Annotated in this window: 17 protein-coding genes; 3 read left to right on the plus strand and 14 right to left on the minus strand. The window is 62.5% G+C overall.

The window, feature by feature from the left end; genetic code table 11:
* Positions 1 to 54: 54 nt before the first annotated feature.
* The 7 genes from NLY42_RS23940 to NLY42_RS23970 form a co-directional block, all read right to left on the minus strand.
* Positions 55 to 969 carry a sugar phosphate isomerase/epimerase family protein gene (locus NLY42_RS23940; protein WP_286488853.1) on the minus strand — a complete coding sequence of 305 codons (915 nt, stop codon included), beginning with the start codon at positions 967 to 969 and terminating at the stop codon, positions 55 to 57.
* 54 nt (positions 970 to 1023) lie between these two features.
* Entirely contained in the window at positions 1024 to 2112 is a 1089-nt protein-coding gene (locus NLY42_RS23945) for a Gfo/Idh/MocA family protein (protein ID WP_286488854.1), read from the minus strand.
* A 35-nt stretch (positions 2113 to 2147) separates the two neighbouring features.
* Positions 2148 to 3209, minus strand: a complete 1062-nt coding sequence (locus NLY42_RS23950; protein WP_023689428.1) for an ABC transporter ATP-binding protein — start codon at positions 3207 to 3209, stop codon at positions 2148 to 2150.
* 1 nt (position 3210) lies between these two features.
* The gene (locus tag NLY42_RS23955) at positions 3211 to 4302 is read right to left on the minus strand and encodes an ABC transporter ATP-binding protein (RefSeq protein WP_023753590.1); all 1092 of its coding nucleotides are present in this window, start codon (positions 4300 to 4302) and stop codon (positions 3211 to 3213) included.
* Complete coding sequence (locus tag NLY42_RS23960) at positions 4299 to 5255, minus strand: carbohydrate ABC transporter permease (RefSeq protein WP_023753591.1); 957 nt, start codon at positions 5253 to 5255, stop codon at positions 4299 to 4301. Before NLY42_RS23960 ends, NLY42_RS23955 begins: the two co-directional genes overlap by 4 nt.
* Complete coding sequence (locus NLY42_RS23965; protein WP_023753592.1) at positions 5252 to 6112, minus strand: carbohydrate ABC transporter permease; 861 nt, start codon at positions 6110 to 6112, stop codon at positions 5252 to 5254. The genes NLY42_RS23960 and NLY42_RS23965 overlap by 4 nt, the downstream gene beginning before the upstream one ends.
* A gap of 81 nt (positions 6113 to 6193) precedes the next feature.
* Positions 6194 to 7807 (minus strand): extracellular solute-binding protein, encoded by a 1614-nt coding sequence (locus tag NLY42_RS23970; protein WP_023753593.1) that lies wholly within the window; start codon positions 7805 to 7807, stop codon positions 6194 to 6196.
* A gap of 355 nt (positions 7808 to 8162) precedes the next feature.
* On the opposite strand from NLY42_RS23970, the gene NLY42_RS23975 reads away from it, so the two are divergent.
* Positions 8163 to 9191: a LacI family DNA-binding transcriptional regulator gene (locus NLY42_RS23975; protein ID WP_023753594.1), complete on the plus strand. Its 1029-nt coding sequence runs from the start codon at positions 8163 to 8165 to the stop codon at positions 9189 to 9191.
* Between the two features lie 457 nt (positions 9192 to 9648).
* Here the strand turns inward: NLY42_RS23975 and NLY42_RS23980 are convergent, their stop codons facing one another.
* Positions 9649 to 10053, minus strand: coding sequence for an MAPEG family protein (locus tag NLY42_RS23980; RefSeq protein WP_023682292.1), 405 nt, complete (start codon positions 10051 to 10053; stop codon positions 9649 to 9651).
* 194 nt (positions 10054 to 10247) lie between these two features.
* A complete protein-coding gene (locus tag NLY42_RS23985) occupies positions 10248 to 11180 on the minus strand; it encodes a LysR family transcriptional regulator (RefSeq protein ID WP_023742812.1) in 933 nt (310 codons plus the stop codon).
* Between the two features lie 91 nt (positions 11181 to 11271).
* Here NLY42_RS23985 and NLY42_RS23990 point away from each other — a divergent pair, with 91 nt between their 5' ends.
* Positions 11272 to 12285 carry an NADP-dependent oxidoreductase gene (locus NLY42_RS23990; protein WP_023748840.1) on the plus strand — a complete coding sequence of 338 codons (1014 nt, stop codon included), beginning with the start codon at positions 11272 to 11274 and terminating at the stop codon, positions 12283 to 12285.
* 61 nt (positions 12286 to 12346) lie between these two features.
* Here the strand turns inward: NLY42_RS23990 and NLY42_RS23995 are convergent, their stop codons facing one another.
* From NLY42_RS23995 to NLY42_RS24015, 5 genes are all read right to left on the minus strand, one after another.
* Positions 12347 to 12982: an SGNH/GDSL hydrolase family protein gene (locus NLY42_RS23995; protein ID WP_023753595.1), complete on the minus strand. Its 636-nt coding sequence runs from the start codon at positions 12980 to 12982 to the stop codon at positions 12347 to 12349.
* A 130-nt stretch (positions 12983 to 13112) separates the two neighbouring features.
* Positions 13113 to 13763, minus strand: coding sequence for an alpha/beta fold hydrolase (locus NLY42_RS24000; protein ID WP_050591059.1), 651 nt, complete (start codon positions 13761 to 13763; stop codon positions 13113 to 13115).
* Between the two features lie 405 nt (positions 13764 to 14168).
* Positions 14169 to 15098: a ribokinase gene (rbsK, locus tag NLY42_RS24005; protein WP_023753596.1), complete on the minus strand. Its 930-nt coding sequence runs from the start codon at positions 15096 to 15098 to the stop codon at positions 14169 to 14171.
* A gap of 4 nt (positions 15099 to 15102) precedes the next feature.
* The gene (locus NLY42_RS24010; protein ID WP_023669431.1) at positions 15103 to 15555 is read right to left on the minus strand and encodes an RbsD/FucU family protein; all 453 of its coding nucleotides are present in this window, start codon (positions 15553 to 15555) and stop codon (positions 15103 to 15105) included.
* A gap of 42 nt (positions 15556 to 15597) precedes the next feature.
* On the minus strand, positions 15598 to 16653 hold the full coding sequence (locus tag NLY42_RS24015) for an ABC transporter ATP-binding protein (protein WP_023753597.1): 1056 nt from the start codon (positions 16651 to 16653) through the stop codon (positions 15598 to 15600).
* A 272-nt stretch (positions 16654 to 16925) separates the two neighbouring features.
* On the opposite strand from NLY42_RS24015, the gene NLY42_RS24020 reads away from it, so the two are divergent.
* Positions 16926 to 18590, plus strand: a complete 1665-nt coding sequence (locus tag NLY42_RS24020) for an ABC transporter substrate-binding protein (protein WP_023669429.1) — start codon at positions 16926 to 16928, stop codon at positions 18588 to 18590.
* Positions 18591 to 18666 lie beyond the last annotated feature (76 nt).

The following is an 18666-nucleotide window of genomic DNA, read 5'->3' on the forward strand; positions in this document are numbered from 1 at the left end:
CATTCCTCCCTTGGTTGGAGTTGCGCCGCCATGCGCCGGCGGCGCAACCGGCGCTCACAGGCCGTTGGCGCGGAACTTCCCGTCGAGGAATTTCTTCGCGCGCGGCACGTCGTCTTCCGAGAGATGCTCGATGATGACCGGGATGTTTGGGTGCTTTTCCGCCAGCCGCTGCAGATAGAGATCGTAATTCAGCGATCCCAGCCCGGGCGCCGGCAGCTCGATCTCGCCGACGCCGCGGAACGTGTGGCTCTCCATCGCATCCTCGTCGCCGATGTCGGCATGCTTTTCCGACTTGTCGCTGCCCGAACGCTTGACGTCCTTGGCATGCGCGATCTTGATCTTGTCGGTCAGCGTGTCGAACACCTGGTTGAGGATCTGGTCCATTTTGTCGATATTGTGGGTCTCGAAATAGTTGGTCGGATCCATCAACAGGCCGAGGCCGGGATGGTCGACCTGGGCGAACATCTTCACCGTCTCCTCGACCGAGCCCACGACGTTGTTGACGTAAGTCTCGAGGAGGAAGACCGCGCCGTGGTCGTAGGCGGTCTGGGCAAGCTCGGCGATCACCTTGCGGCATTCCTCGAAGCCTTCCTCGGTCTTGTTCTTCGGGTGATGCACCCAGTCGGATTCGGTGTTGTAGGTACCGGTCTCGGAGATCACGTAGGGCGAGCCGAAGCTGCGCGCATTGCGGATGATTTCCTTGAGATACCCGACGCGCTTATCGCGCTCGGCCTTGTCGGGATGAATGATGTTGGTGTAGCCCGACACGCAGCAGATCGGCAGGTTGTTGTCGCGGAAGACGTCGCGCACCTGCTTGGCCTTTTCCTCAGTGATCTGCCCGGCCGACAGATCGATATCCCTAAAATGCAGGTCGAGCTGCACCGTGTTGAAACCGAGCCCGCGGATCTTCTTTGCCGTCTCTTCGAGCCCGTACGGGAAATAGCCCGTGAAAATACCTGCCTGCATCATGATGTGAATTCCTCCCTGTAAGCGATTCAGCCGCCACACTATTCGGCGGCATGTTCAGTCGATCGATATCTCGGACATTTTGACGGTGCGGCCTTGCGCCATCGAGCGGTAGCCCGCCTCGACCAGTGCCATTGTCTTGACGTTATCGGCGACGGAGAGCGCCGGCGGCGCGCCTGTCTTCACCGCATGCTGCAATTGCTCCATCACGCCGATGAAGGCATGCGGGAACCACATCGTGTCCCAGCTCGGGCTGACCCACTTGCCATCCGTCGTCTCGGTCGAGGCATAGGTCAGCGTCGAGGCCACGCCTTTCGGCCAGCCGATCGTGCCTTTGGCGACACCCTTGGTGCCGTCGACGCGCCAGTTGATGTGCTGGTCGTCCAGATAGCCCTCCTGGCGCGGTCCGGACCAGACATCCTCCAGCGACACGGCGAGCACGCCGGAGGGAAAGCGCAGCGTCGAGACGGTGATGCCGTCGCAATGCTCGAATGTAGTGCGCGGGTCCTTGCGTGTCAGCGTGGCGATTTCCGAGGGATCGCCGAACAGGAAGCGCAGCACGTCGAGATGATGCACGCTCATATTGGCGAGCGTCAGCCGGTCGTAGTCCTGAAGGAACGTCTGCCAGTGCGGGATCGCATGCATGTCGATCTGCGCAAAGACGATGTCGCCCAGTGCGCCGCTGTCGATGATCTGCTTCAGGACGCGCATCGACTGGTCGTAGCGCATGTTCTGGTTGACCGAGAGGATCTTGCCGGACTTTGCGGCTTCGTCGCGCAGTTTCACGGCTTCATCGACCGACAGCGCCAGCGGCTTCTGCGCCAGGATCGCCTTGATGTGAGGCTGCTTCAGCGCATGGCGGATCAATGCCGGCTGCTGGTCGGGTGGAAAGGCAAGGTCGACGATCTCGATCTCGGGATTCTCGATCAGTTGTTCCGGCGTGTCGTGGACGGTCGGAATGCTCCAGCGTGCAGCTACCTTCTCGGCGCTGGCCTTGGTGCGCGAAGCGATGGCAACGACTGGGAAACCGGCCTGCCCATAGGCGGCAAGATGGCATTCGGCCATGATCATGCCGGCGCCGATGCAGCCGATCCGGTATTCTTTCGTGCGGACCTTCACGTCCGGCTCGAAGCCTTCGCTCGCCATGTCTTCCTCCCGCAATTCTGTTTTCGCAGCCGCGATCATCTGGCCAACGCGCCTCCGTCCTGCCCGAAATAATGCACCCGGGCCGGCTCGCAGGATATCGCTACCACCGCATCCGGCCTGATGTCGGGCTGGCCGCGCAGCAGCGCCTTCAGCCGCGCCTCTCCGGCGGCGAGCGTTACCACCGTGTAACCGCCAAGGGGCTCGACCTCGAATACGCGCGCCGGGCGGCCAGCGCCCCCGTCGACCCAGGGCCGGACCTTGATGTCCTCCGGCCTCAGCCCGATTTCGATCGCGTCGGCCGGAGCAGCGCGATCGTCGATGCTGACCGTGCCTTCGGCGGCCTCGACGCCATCTTCGCCGCGAACGGATTTGAGGATGTTCATCATCGGCGAACCAAGCAGTCGCGCCACATAGGTGTTCGCCGGGCGGTCGTAGATCTCGGACGGGGCGCCGATCTGTCGGATCCTCCCATTCTCCAGAATCGCGATGCGGTCGGCGATCGACATCGCCTCTTCCTGGTCATGGGTGACGTAGATCAGCGTCTTGCCGAGTTCGCGCTGGATGCGCTTGAGCTCGACGCGCGTTTCCTCGCGCAGCCGCGCATCGAGCGCAGAGATCGGGTCGTCCATCAGATAGGCGTTCGGGTCGCGCACCAGGGCCCGGGCTATGGCCACGCGTTGCCGCTCGCCACCGGAAAGCTGCGCCGGCGGCTTGTGAAGGATGTGGCCGATATGCAGCTTGGCGGCCACATCGGCGACACGCTTCTCGATCTGGGCCTCGGCGACCTTGCGCTCGACCAGCGGGAAACGCACATTTTCGCGCGCGCTCATATGCGGGAACAGCGCCAGGTTCTGGAACACCATGGCGACATTGCGCTCGGCCGGAGAGACGGTGTTGACCGGTTTGCCGCCGATCAGGATCTCTCCGGCGTCAGGCGTCTCCAGCCCGAGCACCAGGCGCAGGATTGTCGATTTGCCCGCCAGCGGCGGCCCGAAGAAGCAGAAGAATTCGTTGTCATTGACGGTGAACGAGGCGTCGTCGACGGCGAGCGTCGTGCCGTAACGCTTGCTGACATTGCGAAAGACGATATCGGCCATGTCAACCTGCCTTCATCGCAATGCCGCTGCGGGCATCGAAGACACGCACGGACGATGCCACGGGGGCGACGACGGCAAGCTCGCCGATCGACAGTCCGACAGCATTGTCGAACACCGCCTTCACGGCGGTCTCGCCATCGCCGAGATGGACGATGGTCCTCGCGCCGATCCGCTCGACGAAGCTCACCGGCATGGCGAGGCCCTGCCCGCTCTGCACCAGCGACACCTGTTCGGGCCGGAAGCCGTAAAGCACCTCGGAGCGCGATCCGCGCAAGGTGGCGGCCAGCGCATCCGGCAGCGTCGGCGTGACCCCCAGCTGCCCGAGATCGACCACCAGGCCCCGGTCGCTCTCCGCCGGCCTTCCCTTCAGCAGGTTCATGCCCGGAGCGCCGATGAAGCGGGCGACGAAGACATTGGCTGGATTGTTGTAGACTTCCAGCGGCGTTCCCACCTGCTGCAGCACGCCGTGATCCATGACGGCAATGCGGTCGGCCATGGTCATGGCCTCGAGCTGGTCATGGGTGACGTAGACCATCGTCTGCCTGAACTGGCGCTGCAGCTGCTTGAGCTCGGTCCGCATTACCGCCCGGAAGGCGGCGTCTACATTGGACAGCGGCTCGTCGAGCAGGAAGATCGCCGGCTCCATGATCGCCGAGCGTCCGATTGCCACCCGCTGCAGGATGTTGACCGAGAGCCGGTCGGCCTTGCGGTCGAGCAGCGGCGTCAACTGCAGCAGCTCGGCGATGGCGCCGACGCGGCGGTCGATCTCGGCTGTCGCCGCACCGCGCATCCGCGGCCCGTAGGCAAGGTTCTGGCGCACCGTCATGTGGGTGAAGATGGCGTAGTTCTGGAAAACGAAGCCGACGCCGCGGCGGCCCATGGGCACGCCGGCCATGTCGCGCTCGCCAAACAGGATCTTGCCGCTGGTCGGCTCTTCCATGCCGGCGATCATGTTCATCGTCGTCGACTTGCCGCAGCCCGAAGGCCCGAGCAGCGCCATGAACTCGCCATCGGCGATGTCGAGGTCCATGGTCTTCAGCGCCGTGAACTCGCCAAAGGTCTTGACCAGGTTGCGCAGCTGGATCGCGCTCATGCCGGCACCAGCCTTGCGCGCGCCATGCGCTTCATGGCGAATACGGCAACAATCGAAAGCACGACCAGGATGGCCAGCGCGATCGCCGCCACATAGCCCCAGATCAGCTCCTGCGTCGTGACCTTGTAGATGTAGACGGAGATCGTCTCCGTGGCGACGCCGGGGCCGCCGCCGGTCATGATGTAGAGCGTGTCGAAGATCTTGAAGTTCTCGATGACGCGGATCGCCAGCGCGATGATGATGATCGTCTTCATCTTCGGCAGCACGATGGTGACGAAGCGCTGCCACGGGTTGGCGCCGAGCAGGGTCGCCGCCTTGATCTGGTCCTGCGGCACGCCGACCAGGCCGGCAAGCAGGATCAGGAACATCAGCGGCGTCCACTGCCAGATATCGGCGATGATCACCGCGATCAGCGCCAGTGTGGGGTCAGACAGCCAGGCGATGGTGACGCGGGAACCGCTGAGTGCCGACAGGATGTCGTTCAGCGGCCCGCCCGACTGGAACAGCATGAAGAACATGTAGCCGGCCACCGCCGGAACCACCATCATCGGCATCAGCAGGATCGAATAGAAGATCCGCTTGCCCGGAAAATCGTCCGCGAACAGCGTCGCCAATGCCAGGCCAAGCAGGAATTCGACGGGCACGCACACGACCATGACGATGGCCGTGCGCCTCAGCGCGCTCCAGAAGCGCGCATCGGCGGCAAGGTCGGTGTAGTTGGCGAAGCTGTTCCACATCTCCCATGCGTTCCACCAGCCGAGGCCGGAGAGCGGCGACCACTCGGTGACGCTGATGTAGAACTGCATCAGCAGCGGGAAGACGGAGATGAAGAGCACCAAAACCTGCGCCGGCAGCGTCAGCCGGAATCCCAGCCGCGCTCCCTCGTCCCGCAGCGCGGGCTTGTCAAGCGCGGCCTTTGCGTCCTTTGAGACAGTCACGGTCACCGCGCTCATTGCTTGAGCGCGCCGAACGTCAGTCCGCGCACCAGATGGCGCTGGATGGCGATGCCCATGATGACCGGCGGCACCGCGGCGATAAGACCGAGCGCGGCCTTGGCGCCATAGAGCTGCCCGGTCATCGAGGAGGACAGCGAGGCCATGTAGACGGGGATCGTCACCCATTCACGCGTCGTCAGCAGCAGCGCGATCAGATAGTCCGACCAGTTGAGGATGAAGACGAAGAGGGCGGCGCTGGCCAGCGGTGCGCGCATCATCGGCAGCGTGATGCGCGTGAAGACGCGCAGCCGCGAACAACCTTCGACAAGCGCCGCTTCCTCGATCTCGCGCGGCATGTCGTCGAAGAAGGTCTTCATGAGCCAGAAAGCGAACGGCAGGGTGACGATGCCGTAGATCAGGGCCAGGCCAAACCAGCTGTCGGTGAAGTTCAGGAAGGCCCACATGATCATGACCGGGATCATCACCGCCATTGGCGGAAACAGCCTGAGCTGGATCAGCGCCAGCGGCAGGTTCTGGCCGGAGCCGAAACGCGACAGCCCGTAGGCCGCAGCCGTGCCCGCCGACATTGCGATCGCCGTGCCGAACACCGAAGACAGCAGCGACGACAGGATCGGCTTCAGCGCGGTGCGGTCGAGCGCCACGATCAGATTGTTGTTGGACTCGCCGAAGACGAACTGGAAATTGCCGAGCGTCGGGTTCTTCGGCCACCATGTCAGGTCGGCGCCGGTCGCTGACCATTCGGCGATCGGCTTGAAGGCCATCGACACCACCCACAGGATCGGTACCAGCGTCACCGCCATCGCCGCGAAGATCGCGGCGTAGCGGAATATCTCCAAGGGGACGGAACGCTTCATCTGGCTGCTTTGCTGGTGGCGTTGATTGCGGCGGGGAGGAACAGATGCTCCTCCCCTCCAGCGCTGATCCAGGGAGACGGATCAGCTGATCGGGTCGAGAACCGTCGGCCAGGCCTCCTTGTTCGTCCTGATGGCTTTGAGCAATTTGTCCTCGCCGATGCGGCGGGCGATCTTCTTCCACTCCGCTTCCGTGTCGGCCATCGCCTGTTCCGCTGTCTTGGCCTTGGTCAGCGACGCCATCAGATTTTCGTCCAATGCGTTGTGGAAGGCGGTGGCGCCGGGATAGTTGATCGTCGGCACCGTGCGGGCGACGGTCTCGCGCACCACGTCGATGTGGTAGGCGTGGTAGGTCTGGCGCACCAGCGGATCGGAGAAATCCGAGAGCCGGAACGGATCGAGATAGCCGCCCGGATTGGCGCTCATCCAGGCATAGATGCGGGCGGAGCCCAGCCACTGCAGCAAAAGGTAGGCGACCTCCTGGTTTTTCGACTGCGACGAGACCATGCCAGTCAGCGAGAACCACAGCACGGAACGGCTGATCAGCTTGCCGTCGACTTCGCGGCCGGGCGGCAGCATCGAGCCGATCTTGCCGGTGACGGCGGAATCCTTGTTGCCGGCATTGTCGAGGAATTTCGGCAGGTTCGAGAAGGCGCAGGTCATCGCCGCGCCGCCCTTGGCGAAATTTCCATACTGCTCCGGCCAGCCCCAGGAGATCGCGTCCGGCGAGTGATGAACGAGCGAGCCGACATATTCGTTGGTGGCGGCAATGCCGTGCTCGGAATTGATCAGCGGCTTGCCGTCGTCGCCGAACAGGAACTGATTGGGCGATGCCATCGAGACATAGCGCTGATACCAGTTGGTGTAGCCCCAACCCTGGTTGCGCAGGTCGGTGGAGCCGAACAGGCCCTTGTCGGGCCGCTGGAAGAAGCCCGCGATGTCACTGTGCTGCTTCCAGGTCTTCGGCGGCGCCAGATCGTAGCCGAATTTGTCCTTGAACGCCTTCTGCTCGGCGGCGTCGCCGAACAGGTCGGTGCGGTAGACCCAGGTCTGGAAGTCGCCGTCCAGCGACACGCCATAGTTGGACCCGCGATATTTGTTGAGCAGCGACACGCCCTTGGCGCCGTCGACATAGCCGGTCTTGGGATCGTCCCATTCGGGCTTGTACTGGGCGACGAAGTCGTCGAGCTTGGCGATGCCGCCGGTCTCGGCAAGGTCGCCGAGGCGGTTCCATTCCGTCGAGTAGATGTCATAGGCCCCACCCTTGGTGGAGATGTCCTGCATCGTCTTCGTGAATTCCTGGCCGTTCGGCAGGCCGACGATCTCAATCTGGATGCCGGTTTCCTTTTCCCACAGCTCCTTGATCGACGGCGCACCCGCCGGGAAAGGCTGTGTGAGTTGACCAATCGAGCCATCCGACAGGCCAAGCACGATCTTGGCCGGTGCCTTGCCAGCTCCCTTCAAGGCCTTGGCCGCCTCAACGGCACGGCCTTCCGGCGTGTCGGCGCCATATTGATAGCGCTGGGCGCCCTCGAAACCGGTGGGGCCGCCGACCATGCCTGGCGCCAGCGCGTCGGCCGCAAGGGCACGGCCGGGACGGATGAATTGCGGGGCGATACCTGCCGCGGCCACGAACACCGCCGCCTTTCCTCCGGACGCCAGCAATCGGCGTCGCGATATGCGGATCAGATCAGACATTGGAATTCCTCCCTCAGGGCCAATGTTTCCTCCACGAGCCCATTGAGGGATATTGACGGCAGCACCGGAAGGCTGTCAACATCATAAATACTCAAAATACATCGTAACACCGCAACCGCGGCGAAAATACGTCATGCAAAGGTCGACACACGGGCTCAATGCCTCGATATGATGGGAAATCTGCCTTTCTGGCACGCGACTATCACGCCGGGCGACGCGATTTAGCCCAACCTCCTTGCGCATCGGCTAAGGCTCGATACATCATTTCCCATCAGAATCGCTGATGGCTGGCAGTTGTGGCCGTCGGACGGGCTAGCGGCATTGTGCGATCTGACGCATTGAGGAGATGAAGACGGTGCGTTCCACCTTGACTGACATAGCCCGGGAAGCCGGCGTTTCGGCCGCCACCGTCGACCGCGTGCTGAACAACAGGCCCGGTGTGCGGGCGCGCACGCGTGAGATAGTGCTCGAAATGGCGCAGCGCCTCGGCTACATCGCGGAGGGCCCGAACGGAGCGCCGCCCAGGCCCTCACCTGGAGAGGTCATCCGTCTCGACTTCGCTCTGCCGGCCGGCACCAATTCCTTCATCAAGATGCTGCATCGACACATCGAGGCGCAGGCCTTGGCGCGCCCCGATCTCGACGTCCACATCGCCACCATAGAGGGCTTCAACCCCGACCGGCTCGCCCGCCTGCTGCAAGAATTGCGTGGACAGACACAAGGCGTCGGCGTGATCGCGCTCGATCATCCAACGGTGCGCGAGGCGATCCGCTCGCTGTCGGCCAATGACGTCAAGGTAGTGACCATCGCCTCCGACATCCTGCATGTTCCGAGAGTGGCCTATATCGGCATCGACAACCGCGCCGCGGGGCGGCTGGCCGGCTATCTGCTCAACCGATTCATGGGATCGGAACGCCCAAGCAAGGTGGCCCTGTTCGCCGGCTCGCTGTCCTATCGCGGCCATGAGGAACGCGAGATGGGATTCCGGCACATCTTGACCGAGGAGTCGCCCAATCTCGAGATCGTCGAGATGCGCGAAATGCTGGATGACCGAGAGAAGGCTTATTCGGAAGCATCAGCGCTTCTGGACCGGCACCCCGATCTTGCCGCGATCTACAATGTCGGCGCCGGCAACACCGGCATCGCTCGGGCGCTCAAGGAGCGTGGACGCGCCAAAGACATTCTCTTTCTCGGCCACGAGGTGACAGACGGCACCAAGGAACTTTTGTTGGATGGGACGCTCGATGCGGTCATAGATCAAAATCCGCGCGTCGAGGCGCGGGAAGCCCTCAACATTTTAAGCCACTCCGTCAGGCACCTGACCTATGAACCGCATCAACCACGACTTCAGGTGATCTTCAAAGAGAATATACCTGAAATCTGATCAATGGATCTGTGATCTTATCGCAAAGCACTGCGTTGGCGTCGCCACCGGTCCCAAATACCAACGAGAGCCCGAATGATCTCTTCAAAGCCGCCGATCTGGCACCATTCCGCGCGAAGTCGGAGGGCCGAGATCGGGTCGTGGTTGATGGTGCATGAGAAGGCCGCCGCCCGTTGCAACTCGGTCAGCCGTTCCGAACCTAAAAAGACCAAGTCCACTCATAGCACCTAGTCGCGAACGATTGGGGCGAAGAGGGTTCTGGATGCCGGCACGAAGCCGACGAATGGCATACGCCCGTCCGTCCGCGACGATCGCCTGAAGCATCGCACCGATCCAATGCGCTCGAGCAGATATGTTGCAGGCGACCTCGTGTGTTATACACGCACGCTGAGTTTTCGGGTCGGACACGAGATCGATGGTCGAGGGGCCCACTTTTGCGTCGGGGCTCCGCCACTCTTCAGATCAACAGCAACCAGCACCAATACGCACCAATCACCATTTGCACAGCGAACGCGGTGAACCTGAGACTGACCGCGAGTTGGCTGGTTGAGACGAGGTGGATCACCGACTGCACTATACGTGCGCCTAACATCGTGGAGGCCAAGGGATCCGTGACATCTGTCTTTGAAATGATGATCGCGACTCCGAGCAGACCTCCGAAGATTGGAAGCCCTTCAATGCAGTTGGCGTGGGCACGGGCTAACCTCCGCATAAACGGGGAGAGGGCTCCGTTATCTGGCGTAAAGCCGTTTGCCGGGACTTGCCCAGAGATCACCAGGTAGCTCCGGATAACTTCCATCACGATCAGCAGGGCCAGCGCCCACGAGATGAAGCCAGTCAATGCGTAAGCACTCGCCGACATGTGCCCTCCCCGTTGCTAGCACTCTAGGTCGTTGTAGCCGATCAACTAGTCTAATGCTATTCGACGAGGAGGGGCGGCCTGTAGTGGGGCCGAAACGGAATAGCAGCTTTTGGACGTTGTGCCCGGAATAGCTGCCGTTCAGCCAATCAGCAGGATTGACCGCTTTCGCCCTTTAGCGACCCTTCCGCGCCAGATCAGTCGATGCTTGAAGCTGCCATTCGCAGAGTGAAAGCGGCGTCGAGCATGGTCAGAAAGGCGCGCACGGCGGGGTTGGCGCGTCGGCTTGCCGGCCAGAGCACGGTGACATTGTTTCGCTCGACCGCGAACGTGGACAGCACTGGGACCAGTTCGCCGCGCTTCACATAGGGAGCCGCCATGAAGGAGGCGCCTATGCCTATCCCACCGCCGGCTGCCAGCATGATGAGCACGGCATCGCTGGCATCGGCGACCACACCGGAATTGGGCACGATCTCGATTTCACGGTCGCCAATCCGGAAGGGCCAGCGAAAGGCCTGGCCTGTGCTCTGATATCGAAGGTTGACGGTGTCGTGCCCTTCCAGGTGATCGGGATGGGTCGGTGTGCCGCGTTCCTCGAGATAGGCTGGCGAGGCGAAGCAGCAAAGCCGATGGGGTGCGATCTTGCGTGATAGTAGCCGGGTGTCAGCCAGATCACCGATGCGTATGGCGACATCGATCCCTTCCTCGATCATGTCCACCATCTGGTCACCCAGCCTGAGATCGACGATCAGGTTCGGATGGAGCCGACGGAAAGCCGGCAAAGCCGGAGCGATCAGATGCAGTCCGATCGGCAGCGACGCGGCCACGCGCAACGTGCCCGATGGTTCGGAGCGCGCGGTCATTGCCGCCTGCTCTATTTCCTCCGCCTCGCGTAGCAGACGCAGCGCGCGCTCATGCAGGTCGCGCCCTTCGGGCGTGAAGGTGAGCGAGCGCGTTGTACGGGTAAACAGCGACACTCCTAAATGCCGCTCGAGCCGCTGGACGCTCTTGCTGACCGCCGACGGGGAAATCGACAGCGCGCGCGCCGCTGCCGTGTAGCTGCCCAGCGATCCCGCACGCGCGAAGGCGATGATGCCAGTGAGCCGATCCAAAGTGATATGTTCCGCCATGGCATTACTTAACCGCCATCGGCACCGATTATCAACCGGCGGTCATGCCGCTAGATTCGCTCCAATGACATGGATGAGCGGAGATTTCACCATGAGCGATAAGATGAAGGCAGTCCGTCTGCACGCATTCGGTGGTCCCGAGATGCTGGTGTACGAAGACGCGCCTAGGCCGGGTGTGAAGCCCGGCGAGGTGCTTGTCCGAGTCCAGGCGGCCGGGCTTAATCCGCCCGACTGGTATCTGCGGGATGGCTATCGCGCACTGCCGCCAGAATGGCGACCCAACGCGTCCTTCCCACTGATTCTCGGCACGGACGTGTCGGGCGTCATTGAAGCGGTTGGCGCTGACGTCGCTGAGTTCAGCATCGGTGACGAGGTCTACGCAATGGTTCACTTCCCCGATAACTTGATGACGGGTAGCAATGCCTACGCGCATTATGTCAGTGTGCCGGCATCGCATGTTGCGTTGAAACCAGCCGGCATCGACCATATTCATGCGGCTGGTGCGCCGATGTCGCTTCTGACGGCATGGCAGTTCTTGATCGAACTTGGCCACGACGAGCCGAATCCGTTCCAGCCCTTACCGCATGAGCCGGTGCCCCTCGACGGCAAGACGGTGCTCATCAATGGTGCCGGAGGCGGTGTCGGGCATCTGGCCGTCCAGTTGGCGAAATGGCGGGGCGCGCGCGTCATCGCGGTGACATCGGCCAAGAACGAGGCGCTGATGCGCGATCTTGGCGTGGATCAATTCATCGACTACAAGACAACCGCGGCGGAAGATGTCGTTCGAGACGTCGACCTTGTCCTCGACGCGGTGGGCGGCGCGGACATGGAGCGCTTCTTCCATGTTCTGAAGCCGGGCGGCGCGCTGTTCCTGGTCAACCCACTGGGCTTCGCTGGTCACGAAGAGACAGAGAGGCTGGGGATCACGGTCTCATCCACACAGGTTCGATCCAATGGCGCGCAGTTGGCAAAAGCCGCCCGCCTGCTCGACGACGGCCTTGTGCGTGTCGTCATCGACAGCACATTCCCGCTGGCCGAGGCATCGCGCGCACACGAGCGCGCCGCCGACGGCAGTATTCAAGGCAAGATCGTGCTGGCCGTCTGAATTGTTGCTTTCAGTCCGACCGACCATCGGGAGTGCAGACGATCGGGCGCAATTACGCCGTTTAGCCGACGAAGACCACCGACCGACGTCCGGCTGAATCGTGCTCGACTACAAGTGCCGCGATGGCTGCCGCGATCTTCGCGCTGCCTTGCACTGACGGTTCGATGGGATTGGCGAAGTCCGCGTCATCATTCGATACCAAGCGCAGGTCGACGAGCGGCAAACCGCGCGAGAACGCCGCCCGGGTGATGACGTCGTTGAGGACCGTCAGGGCAGTTGCGGCAAGTCTACGACGCTGTGGGTCGGGAAAGCGCGCCTCGTAGATCGTGCAGACAGCGGTGGGTAGGTTTTGGCCCAGCGCCCCCTCGAGCATCGTACAGTAGTCGTGCTCGAATTCCTCCCGGATATCGCTGATCCTGTCCAGAACCTCGGCCACCGAACGGGCCCCCTGCTCCAGAATCCCTGCATGACGAAGAGCATCATTGCCACCGACGCTGACGACAAGATGGCTAGCATCCTGGGGGAGCCGTTCAAGCTGCCGCTCGACGCCGCTTGTGACGGCGCCGTCGACGGCGTTTAGCGTTGCACGCCACCCCTCCGGCAACCGCTCCCGCAGCTGCCGCACTACGTCGGGCCCGTGCGCGACATAGGCAGCGTTGTCAAAGATCGAATCCCCGAGAAGGACGACGTGTGGCATCGGATGCTCCGTTGAGGCCTCTGCCAATGCTGCATCAGCAGAGGAGGTAAGGTGGTGGGTTGTGACCGCGGCAGCGAGCACGGTCAGGAGATCAGGGCGAGTCAGGCCACCTACAGAACGGAACGGCATCTCAGCCGTCCAGGAACGCCAGAAGCGCGGCATTCACCGCGCTGGCCTCTTCGCGCAGTACCCAAGTCGCCTTCTCGAACGTCTGCAGGCCCCGATCGTTGCAAAGGGCCAGACTGCGCTCGGCCAGGCCATATTCCAGAGCTTGGTCCTGCATCCCCCACAGTACAAGGGTCGGCGTCGTGATCCGCTCCTTCAGGCTTGGGCGGAAGCGCAGCGCCCGATACCAGTTGAGCATGCCTGTCAGCGCCCCCGGCCGTTCCCAGGCCTGCCGATACTCTGCGATTTCCTCCGCCGTGAAGGCATCTGTTCGGCTGGATTTGATGAGCGCCCGTGCCAGCAGAGCCGAGCGCCCCGCCCCCAGAAAAGCCTCCGGCAGCAAGGGGAGCTGGAAGAAGGCCGCATAGCTGCTCCGCAGGAACTGGGTCGGAGATCGCAAGGAATGGGCAAGCAGCACCTCGGGATGGGGCGCGTTCAGGATGACGAGCCTTTCCAGGCGGTGCGGCAGCTTTGCGCCTGCGGCCCAGGCGACGATACCGCCCCAGTCATGACCGACGACGTGAAACCTTCCGATGCCGAGCGCGTCGGCGATGGCAACGACATCGCCGACGAGCTTGGGGAGCGTGTATTCAGGGTATGGCTTTCGGCTTGTCACTGGTGTTGTAGCCCCTCTGGTCGGGAACGATGACCCGGAATCCGGCGGTAGCGAGCGCATCGATCCAGAAGTCGCCGGGAGCAGTCTGTCCCGGTCCAGCCGCTAGGCTGGCAGCAGCGGAGGCGTCGATCAAAGTGAATACCTCGCGGAGTTGACGAGGAGTTCTGATAGGCAAGTTTCAATTTCGCGCTTTTTCCCGCAAATTCGAGAGCGTAAGGAATTGAATCAGTCGTTGATTAATCAGGCGTTTTCGCCGGCCTGTCACGCCGGAGGTCGCGGGTTCGAGCCCCGTCACTCGCGCCATTTCTCCTCAGGAGAAATGTGACATAATCGTCTAGAATCATGGTCTTGCATGAGGCAATTCAGATCCGGTCGGATCTGAACTCGATCTCTCCCGCAACGACCTCACCCCTCGGCCAGCAGCGCCTCGACCTCATGCAGCGTCGGCATGGATGGCGCCGTACCCGGCCGCGTCACCGAAATGCCGGCGACGGCGCAGGCGAAGCGGACGGCTTGCAGCGGCTCCACGCCTTTGGCGAGTGCTGCGGCCAGGCCACCATTGAAGGCATCACCCGCACCAGTGGTTTCAACCACCGGGCCAGCACTGACCACGGGAACATGGTCGGAACGGTTCGCCGTGTGCAGCAGCGCGCCTTTTTCGCCGAGCGTGACGATGACCGAGCCGACGCCCTTTTGTAGCAGGCTGTCGGCGGCGCGGCGGGCGTCGTCGATGGAGGCGACCTTGATGCCGGTCAGTTCCTCGGCCTCGGTCTCATTGGGGGTGACATAGTCGCAAAGCGTATAGATGCGGTCCGGCAGTTTTGCTGCCGGCGCCGGATTGAGGATGGTGGTCACCCCTGCCCCGCGCGCGATCTCGAGTGCGCGCAGTGCCGCGTCGATCGGCTGTTCGAGCTGGGTGACGAAGACGCCGGCTCCACGGATCAGGCCGGCATTGGCCTCGATGTCTTCAGACGAGATCAGCATCGCCGCACCCGGGCTGACGATGATGGCGTTGTTGCCGGTCGTCTCCTCGATGAAGATGTAGGCCGCGCCGGTATAGCTTTGCGGCGTGTCGATGACGGCGGATTTCACGCCCGCCTCTGCCCAGGTCGCCTTGGCCATGTCGGCGAAAGCATCGACGCCAAGCCGGGTCAGGAAAGTGATGTCGGCGCCGAGCTTGCCTGCCGCCACTGCCTGGTTCGAGCCCTTGCCGCCAGGTCCCAGCTTGAAGGAATTACCAAGAATGGTTTCACCCATGCGCGGCTGTCGATTGGCCCGGTAAGCGGTGTCGGCGACGAAAACGCCCAGAATGACGACAGGTTTGCCCGACGCCATGGCCCTACTCGGCGTCCGGCGGCACGACGCCCTTGCGAAAGGCGAAGCAGCCATAGAAGCGGCGCTCGCCGGTCTGGATGACGCAATAGGCTTTCTTGGCGCGCTCGTAGAAGGCGTAGCGCTCGACCGAGATCATCGGCCAGGCCTTGCCCTCGGCCTTGTCGATCTCCTTTTGCACCTCTTTTTGCACCGGCGGGATCTCGTCCGGCTTGCCGACGATCTCCATGCGCGCGGCCGCATCGTCGACGAAAGTGTCCAGCGGATAGAGCGACAGCACCGCCTTGACCACATCGGCCGCCGAGGCGTCGATGTGCAGCAGCTTGCCGAGCACGGTCTGCTTTGCCACCGAATCGGCGGGGAAATTGGTGTCGGCGATGATCAGATCGTCGCCGTGTCCCATTGCCCTGAGCGCCTGGAGCACATCGGCATTGAGCAATGGGTTGATCCCTTTGAGCATGGCAGTCCTCGTCAAACAGGTTTGGTCAAAGTCGATTGGAAATCAGAGCCGGTTGCCGGTCTCGGCGTCGAAGAGATGGACCTGGTCGAGGCGCGGCTTGAGATTGAGCGTGTCGCCGGGCTTGAAGTCGTGGCGCTGGCGAAACAGCGCCACCATCTCGCCGCTGTCGCCGAAGCGCACGAAGACCAGCGTTTCGGAACCCGTGGGTTCGACCACCGAGATCTTTGCCGGCACGCCGTCGGGATGGATTTCGAGATGCTCGGGCCGCACGCCATAGACCACGGCCTGGCCCTCCTTGGCGGCGCTGCCGGCAGCAATCGGGAACAGCGTGCCTGCTATCTCGACCTTGTCGCCCTTGCGCACCACGCCTTTGAGCAGGTTCATCGACGGCGAGCCGATGAAGCCGGCGACAAACAGATTGGCCGGCCGGTCGAACAATTCCAATGGCGCGCCGACCTGCTCGATACGGCCATCGCGCATGACGACGATCTTGTCGGCCATGGTCATGGCCTCGATCTGGTCGTGGGTGACGTAGATGGTGGTGGTCTTCAGCCGCTGGTGCAGTTCCTTGATCTCGGTGCGCATCTGCACGCGCAGCTTGGCGTCGAGATTGGAGAGCGGCTCGTCGAACAGGAAGACCTGCGGATTGCGCACGATGGCGCGGCCCATGGCGACGCGCTGGCGCTGGCCACCGGAGAGCTGGCGCGGATAACGTCTCAGGTACGGATTGAGGTCGAGAATGTCGGCGGCGCGCTTGACCCGCTCGGCGACCACGGCCGGATCGGTCTTGCGCAGCTTCAGCGCAAACGCCATGTTCTGCTCCACCGTCTTGTGCGGATAGAGCGCGTAGTTCTGGAACACCATGGCGATGTCGCGCTTGGCCGGCGGCAGATTGTTGACGATGCGCTCGCCAATGGCGATCGTGCCGCCGGAGACGGTCTCCAGCCCGGCCACCATCCTGAGCAGCGTGGACTTGCCGCAGCCCGACGGGCCTACCAACACCACGAACTGGCCATCGGCGATATCGACGCTGACCTCGTGCAGGACCTTGACGGTTCCGAACGCCTTGGCCACATTGCTGATCGCGACTTGAGCCATCGTCCCCCCTTTTCTCGCGGTGAAGCTAGCCATTGCCAACGGCAAGGGCAAGTCGGTATGTTATCGATAAAAAGCCATTCGTGTTGACAAGGTAATCGATTACGCAAATATTAGCTGTTGCCAATCCGGCAGTCGGATTTTTATCCGAAAATCGGAGCTCCAGGCGACGCAGGGTGGGGTCCCACGTCCCCGTATGATAAAGGAGAACCGCCGACGTTTCGGCGTCGGAGGGATTGGCATTTAATTCACGACTGTTGTTCTGGGAGGAATAGATGAGAGTCGGTCTGTACGAAAAACTCGTCCGCGCGGGTGCCACCCGGCGTGACATACTCAAAGGCGCGGCCTCGATGGCCGCGATCGCCGCCGCATCGGGCGCTGGGCTCGGCGCTTTCACCCGCCCGGCTGAAGCCGCCAGCGAGCTACGCTCCAAAATTCTGCAGATCCCCGGCGTCGGCAAGGGTCAGCCGACGGATGCCGATTTCCAGAAGGTCGGCGAACTCTGCCTGGAAGCCACCAAGGCCAACGTCAAGGAAGGCGAATTCGCCGGCGTCGAGCTCACCTTCATGGGCCTCAACAACCAGAACCTGCACAATGTGCTGTTCCGCGGCTTCCTGAAGCCGTGGGAGGCCTATACCGGCGCCAAGATCAGCTGGATCGACCTGGCGCAGGCCGACTACAATGCCCGCCTGCAGCAGTCGATCGCCACCGGCACCGTCGACTTCGACATCATCGAGATGGGCGCGCCCTTCGAAGGCGATGTCTGCGGCAAGGGCCTGACGTCCGAGATGCCCGACTGGGTCAAAGAGCAGATCGACATGAAGGATGTCGTGGCCTATCTGCAGCCGCCGGTCGGCACCTGGGACGGCAAGCAGTACCGGATCACCGTCGATGGCGATGCGCACAACTTCAATTACCGCACCGACGTTTTTGCCGATGCCGACCTCGCCAAGGCGTGGAAGGACGGCGGCGCGGCCACCGAATGGGGTGTGCCGAAGACCTGGCAGGAAGTCCAGGCCGTCACAAAATTCCTCAAGGGCAAGAAGTTCAAGGATCAGGACGTCTTCGGCTATCTCGATGCGCCCAAGGCCTGGGGCGGTTTCGGCTTCTACTTCCTCGGCAGCCGCGCCACCGCCTATGCCAAGCATCCCGACGACAAGGCCTGGCTGTTCGATGCCGACACGATGAAGCCGCGCATCAACAATCCGGCCTGGGTGCGCGCCATCCAGGACGTCATCGACGCGCTGCCGTCGGAGCCCGCCGACCAGATCAACGCCGACCCGAACACGACAGCCTTCCAGCAGTTCCTGGCCGGCACCGGTTCGATGGTCACCTGGTGGGGCGACGTCGGCTCCAACGTCAAGACCAATGATAGCTCGGTCATCGGCGACGTCACCGGCTTCTCGATCCTGCCGGGGTCCGACGACGTCTACAATGCCAAGACCGGCGCTTGGGACAAACTCGCCAGCGGCCCGAACTATGCGCCGAACTGCGCCTATCTCGGCTGGGGCGTCTACGTCATGGCCCGCGTCGATACTGACGAAAAGAAGAAAAAAGCGGCATGGTCGGCCGCCGCTCATCTCGGCGGCAAGGACCTGTCAATCTGGACGGCGATGTATCCGTCCGGCTTCCAGCCCTACCGCAACTCGCATTTCGACATTCCCGAATGGGTGGCGGCAGGCTACGACGAGGCGTTCATCACCTCGTATCTGAAGTCGGAAGCCGACAGCTACAACCATCCGAACGCGGCGATCGAGCCGCGCATCCCCGGCATCTTCCAGTATTATTCGGCTGCCGAGGACATTCTGGCCAACACATTCGCCGGCAAGATGAAGGCGCAGGAAGGCGCCGACGCCATTGCCGCGGCCTGGGAGAAGCTGACCGACCAGATCGGCCGCGAAAACCAGATCAAGCTCTACAAGGCCTCGCTCGGCGTGTAGGCTGATCCTATCGTGACAACAGGTCCGGCGGTGCAAGCCGCCGGACCTGACCGGCTCGGGCCGGTCGCAGGCTTGA

This window comes from Mesorhizobium sp. C372A, from assembly GCF_030323245.1.
Lineage (GTDB): Bacteria > Pseudomonadota > Alphaproteobacteria > Rhizobiales > Rhizobiaceae > Mesorhizobium.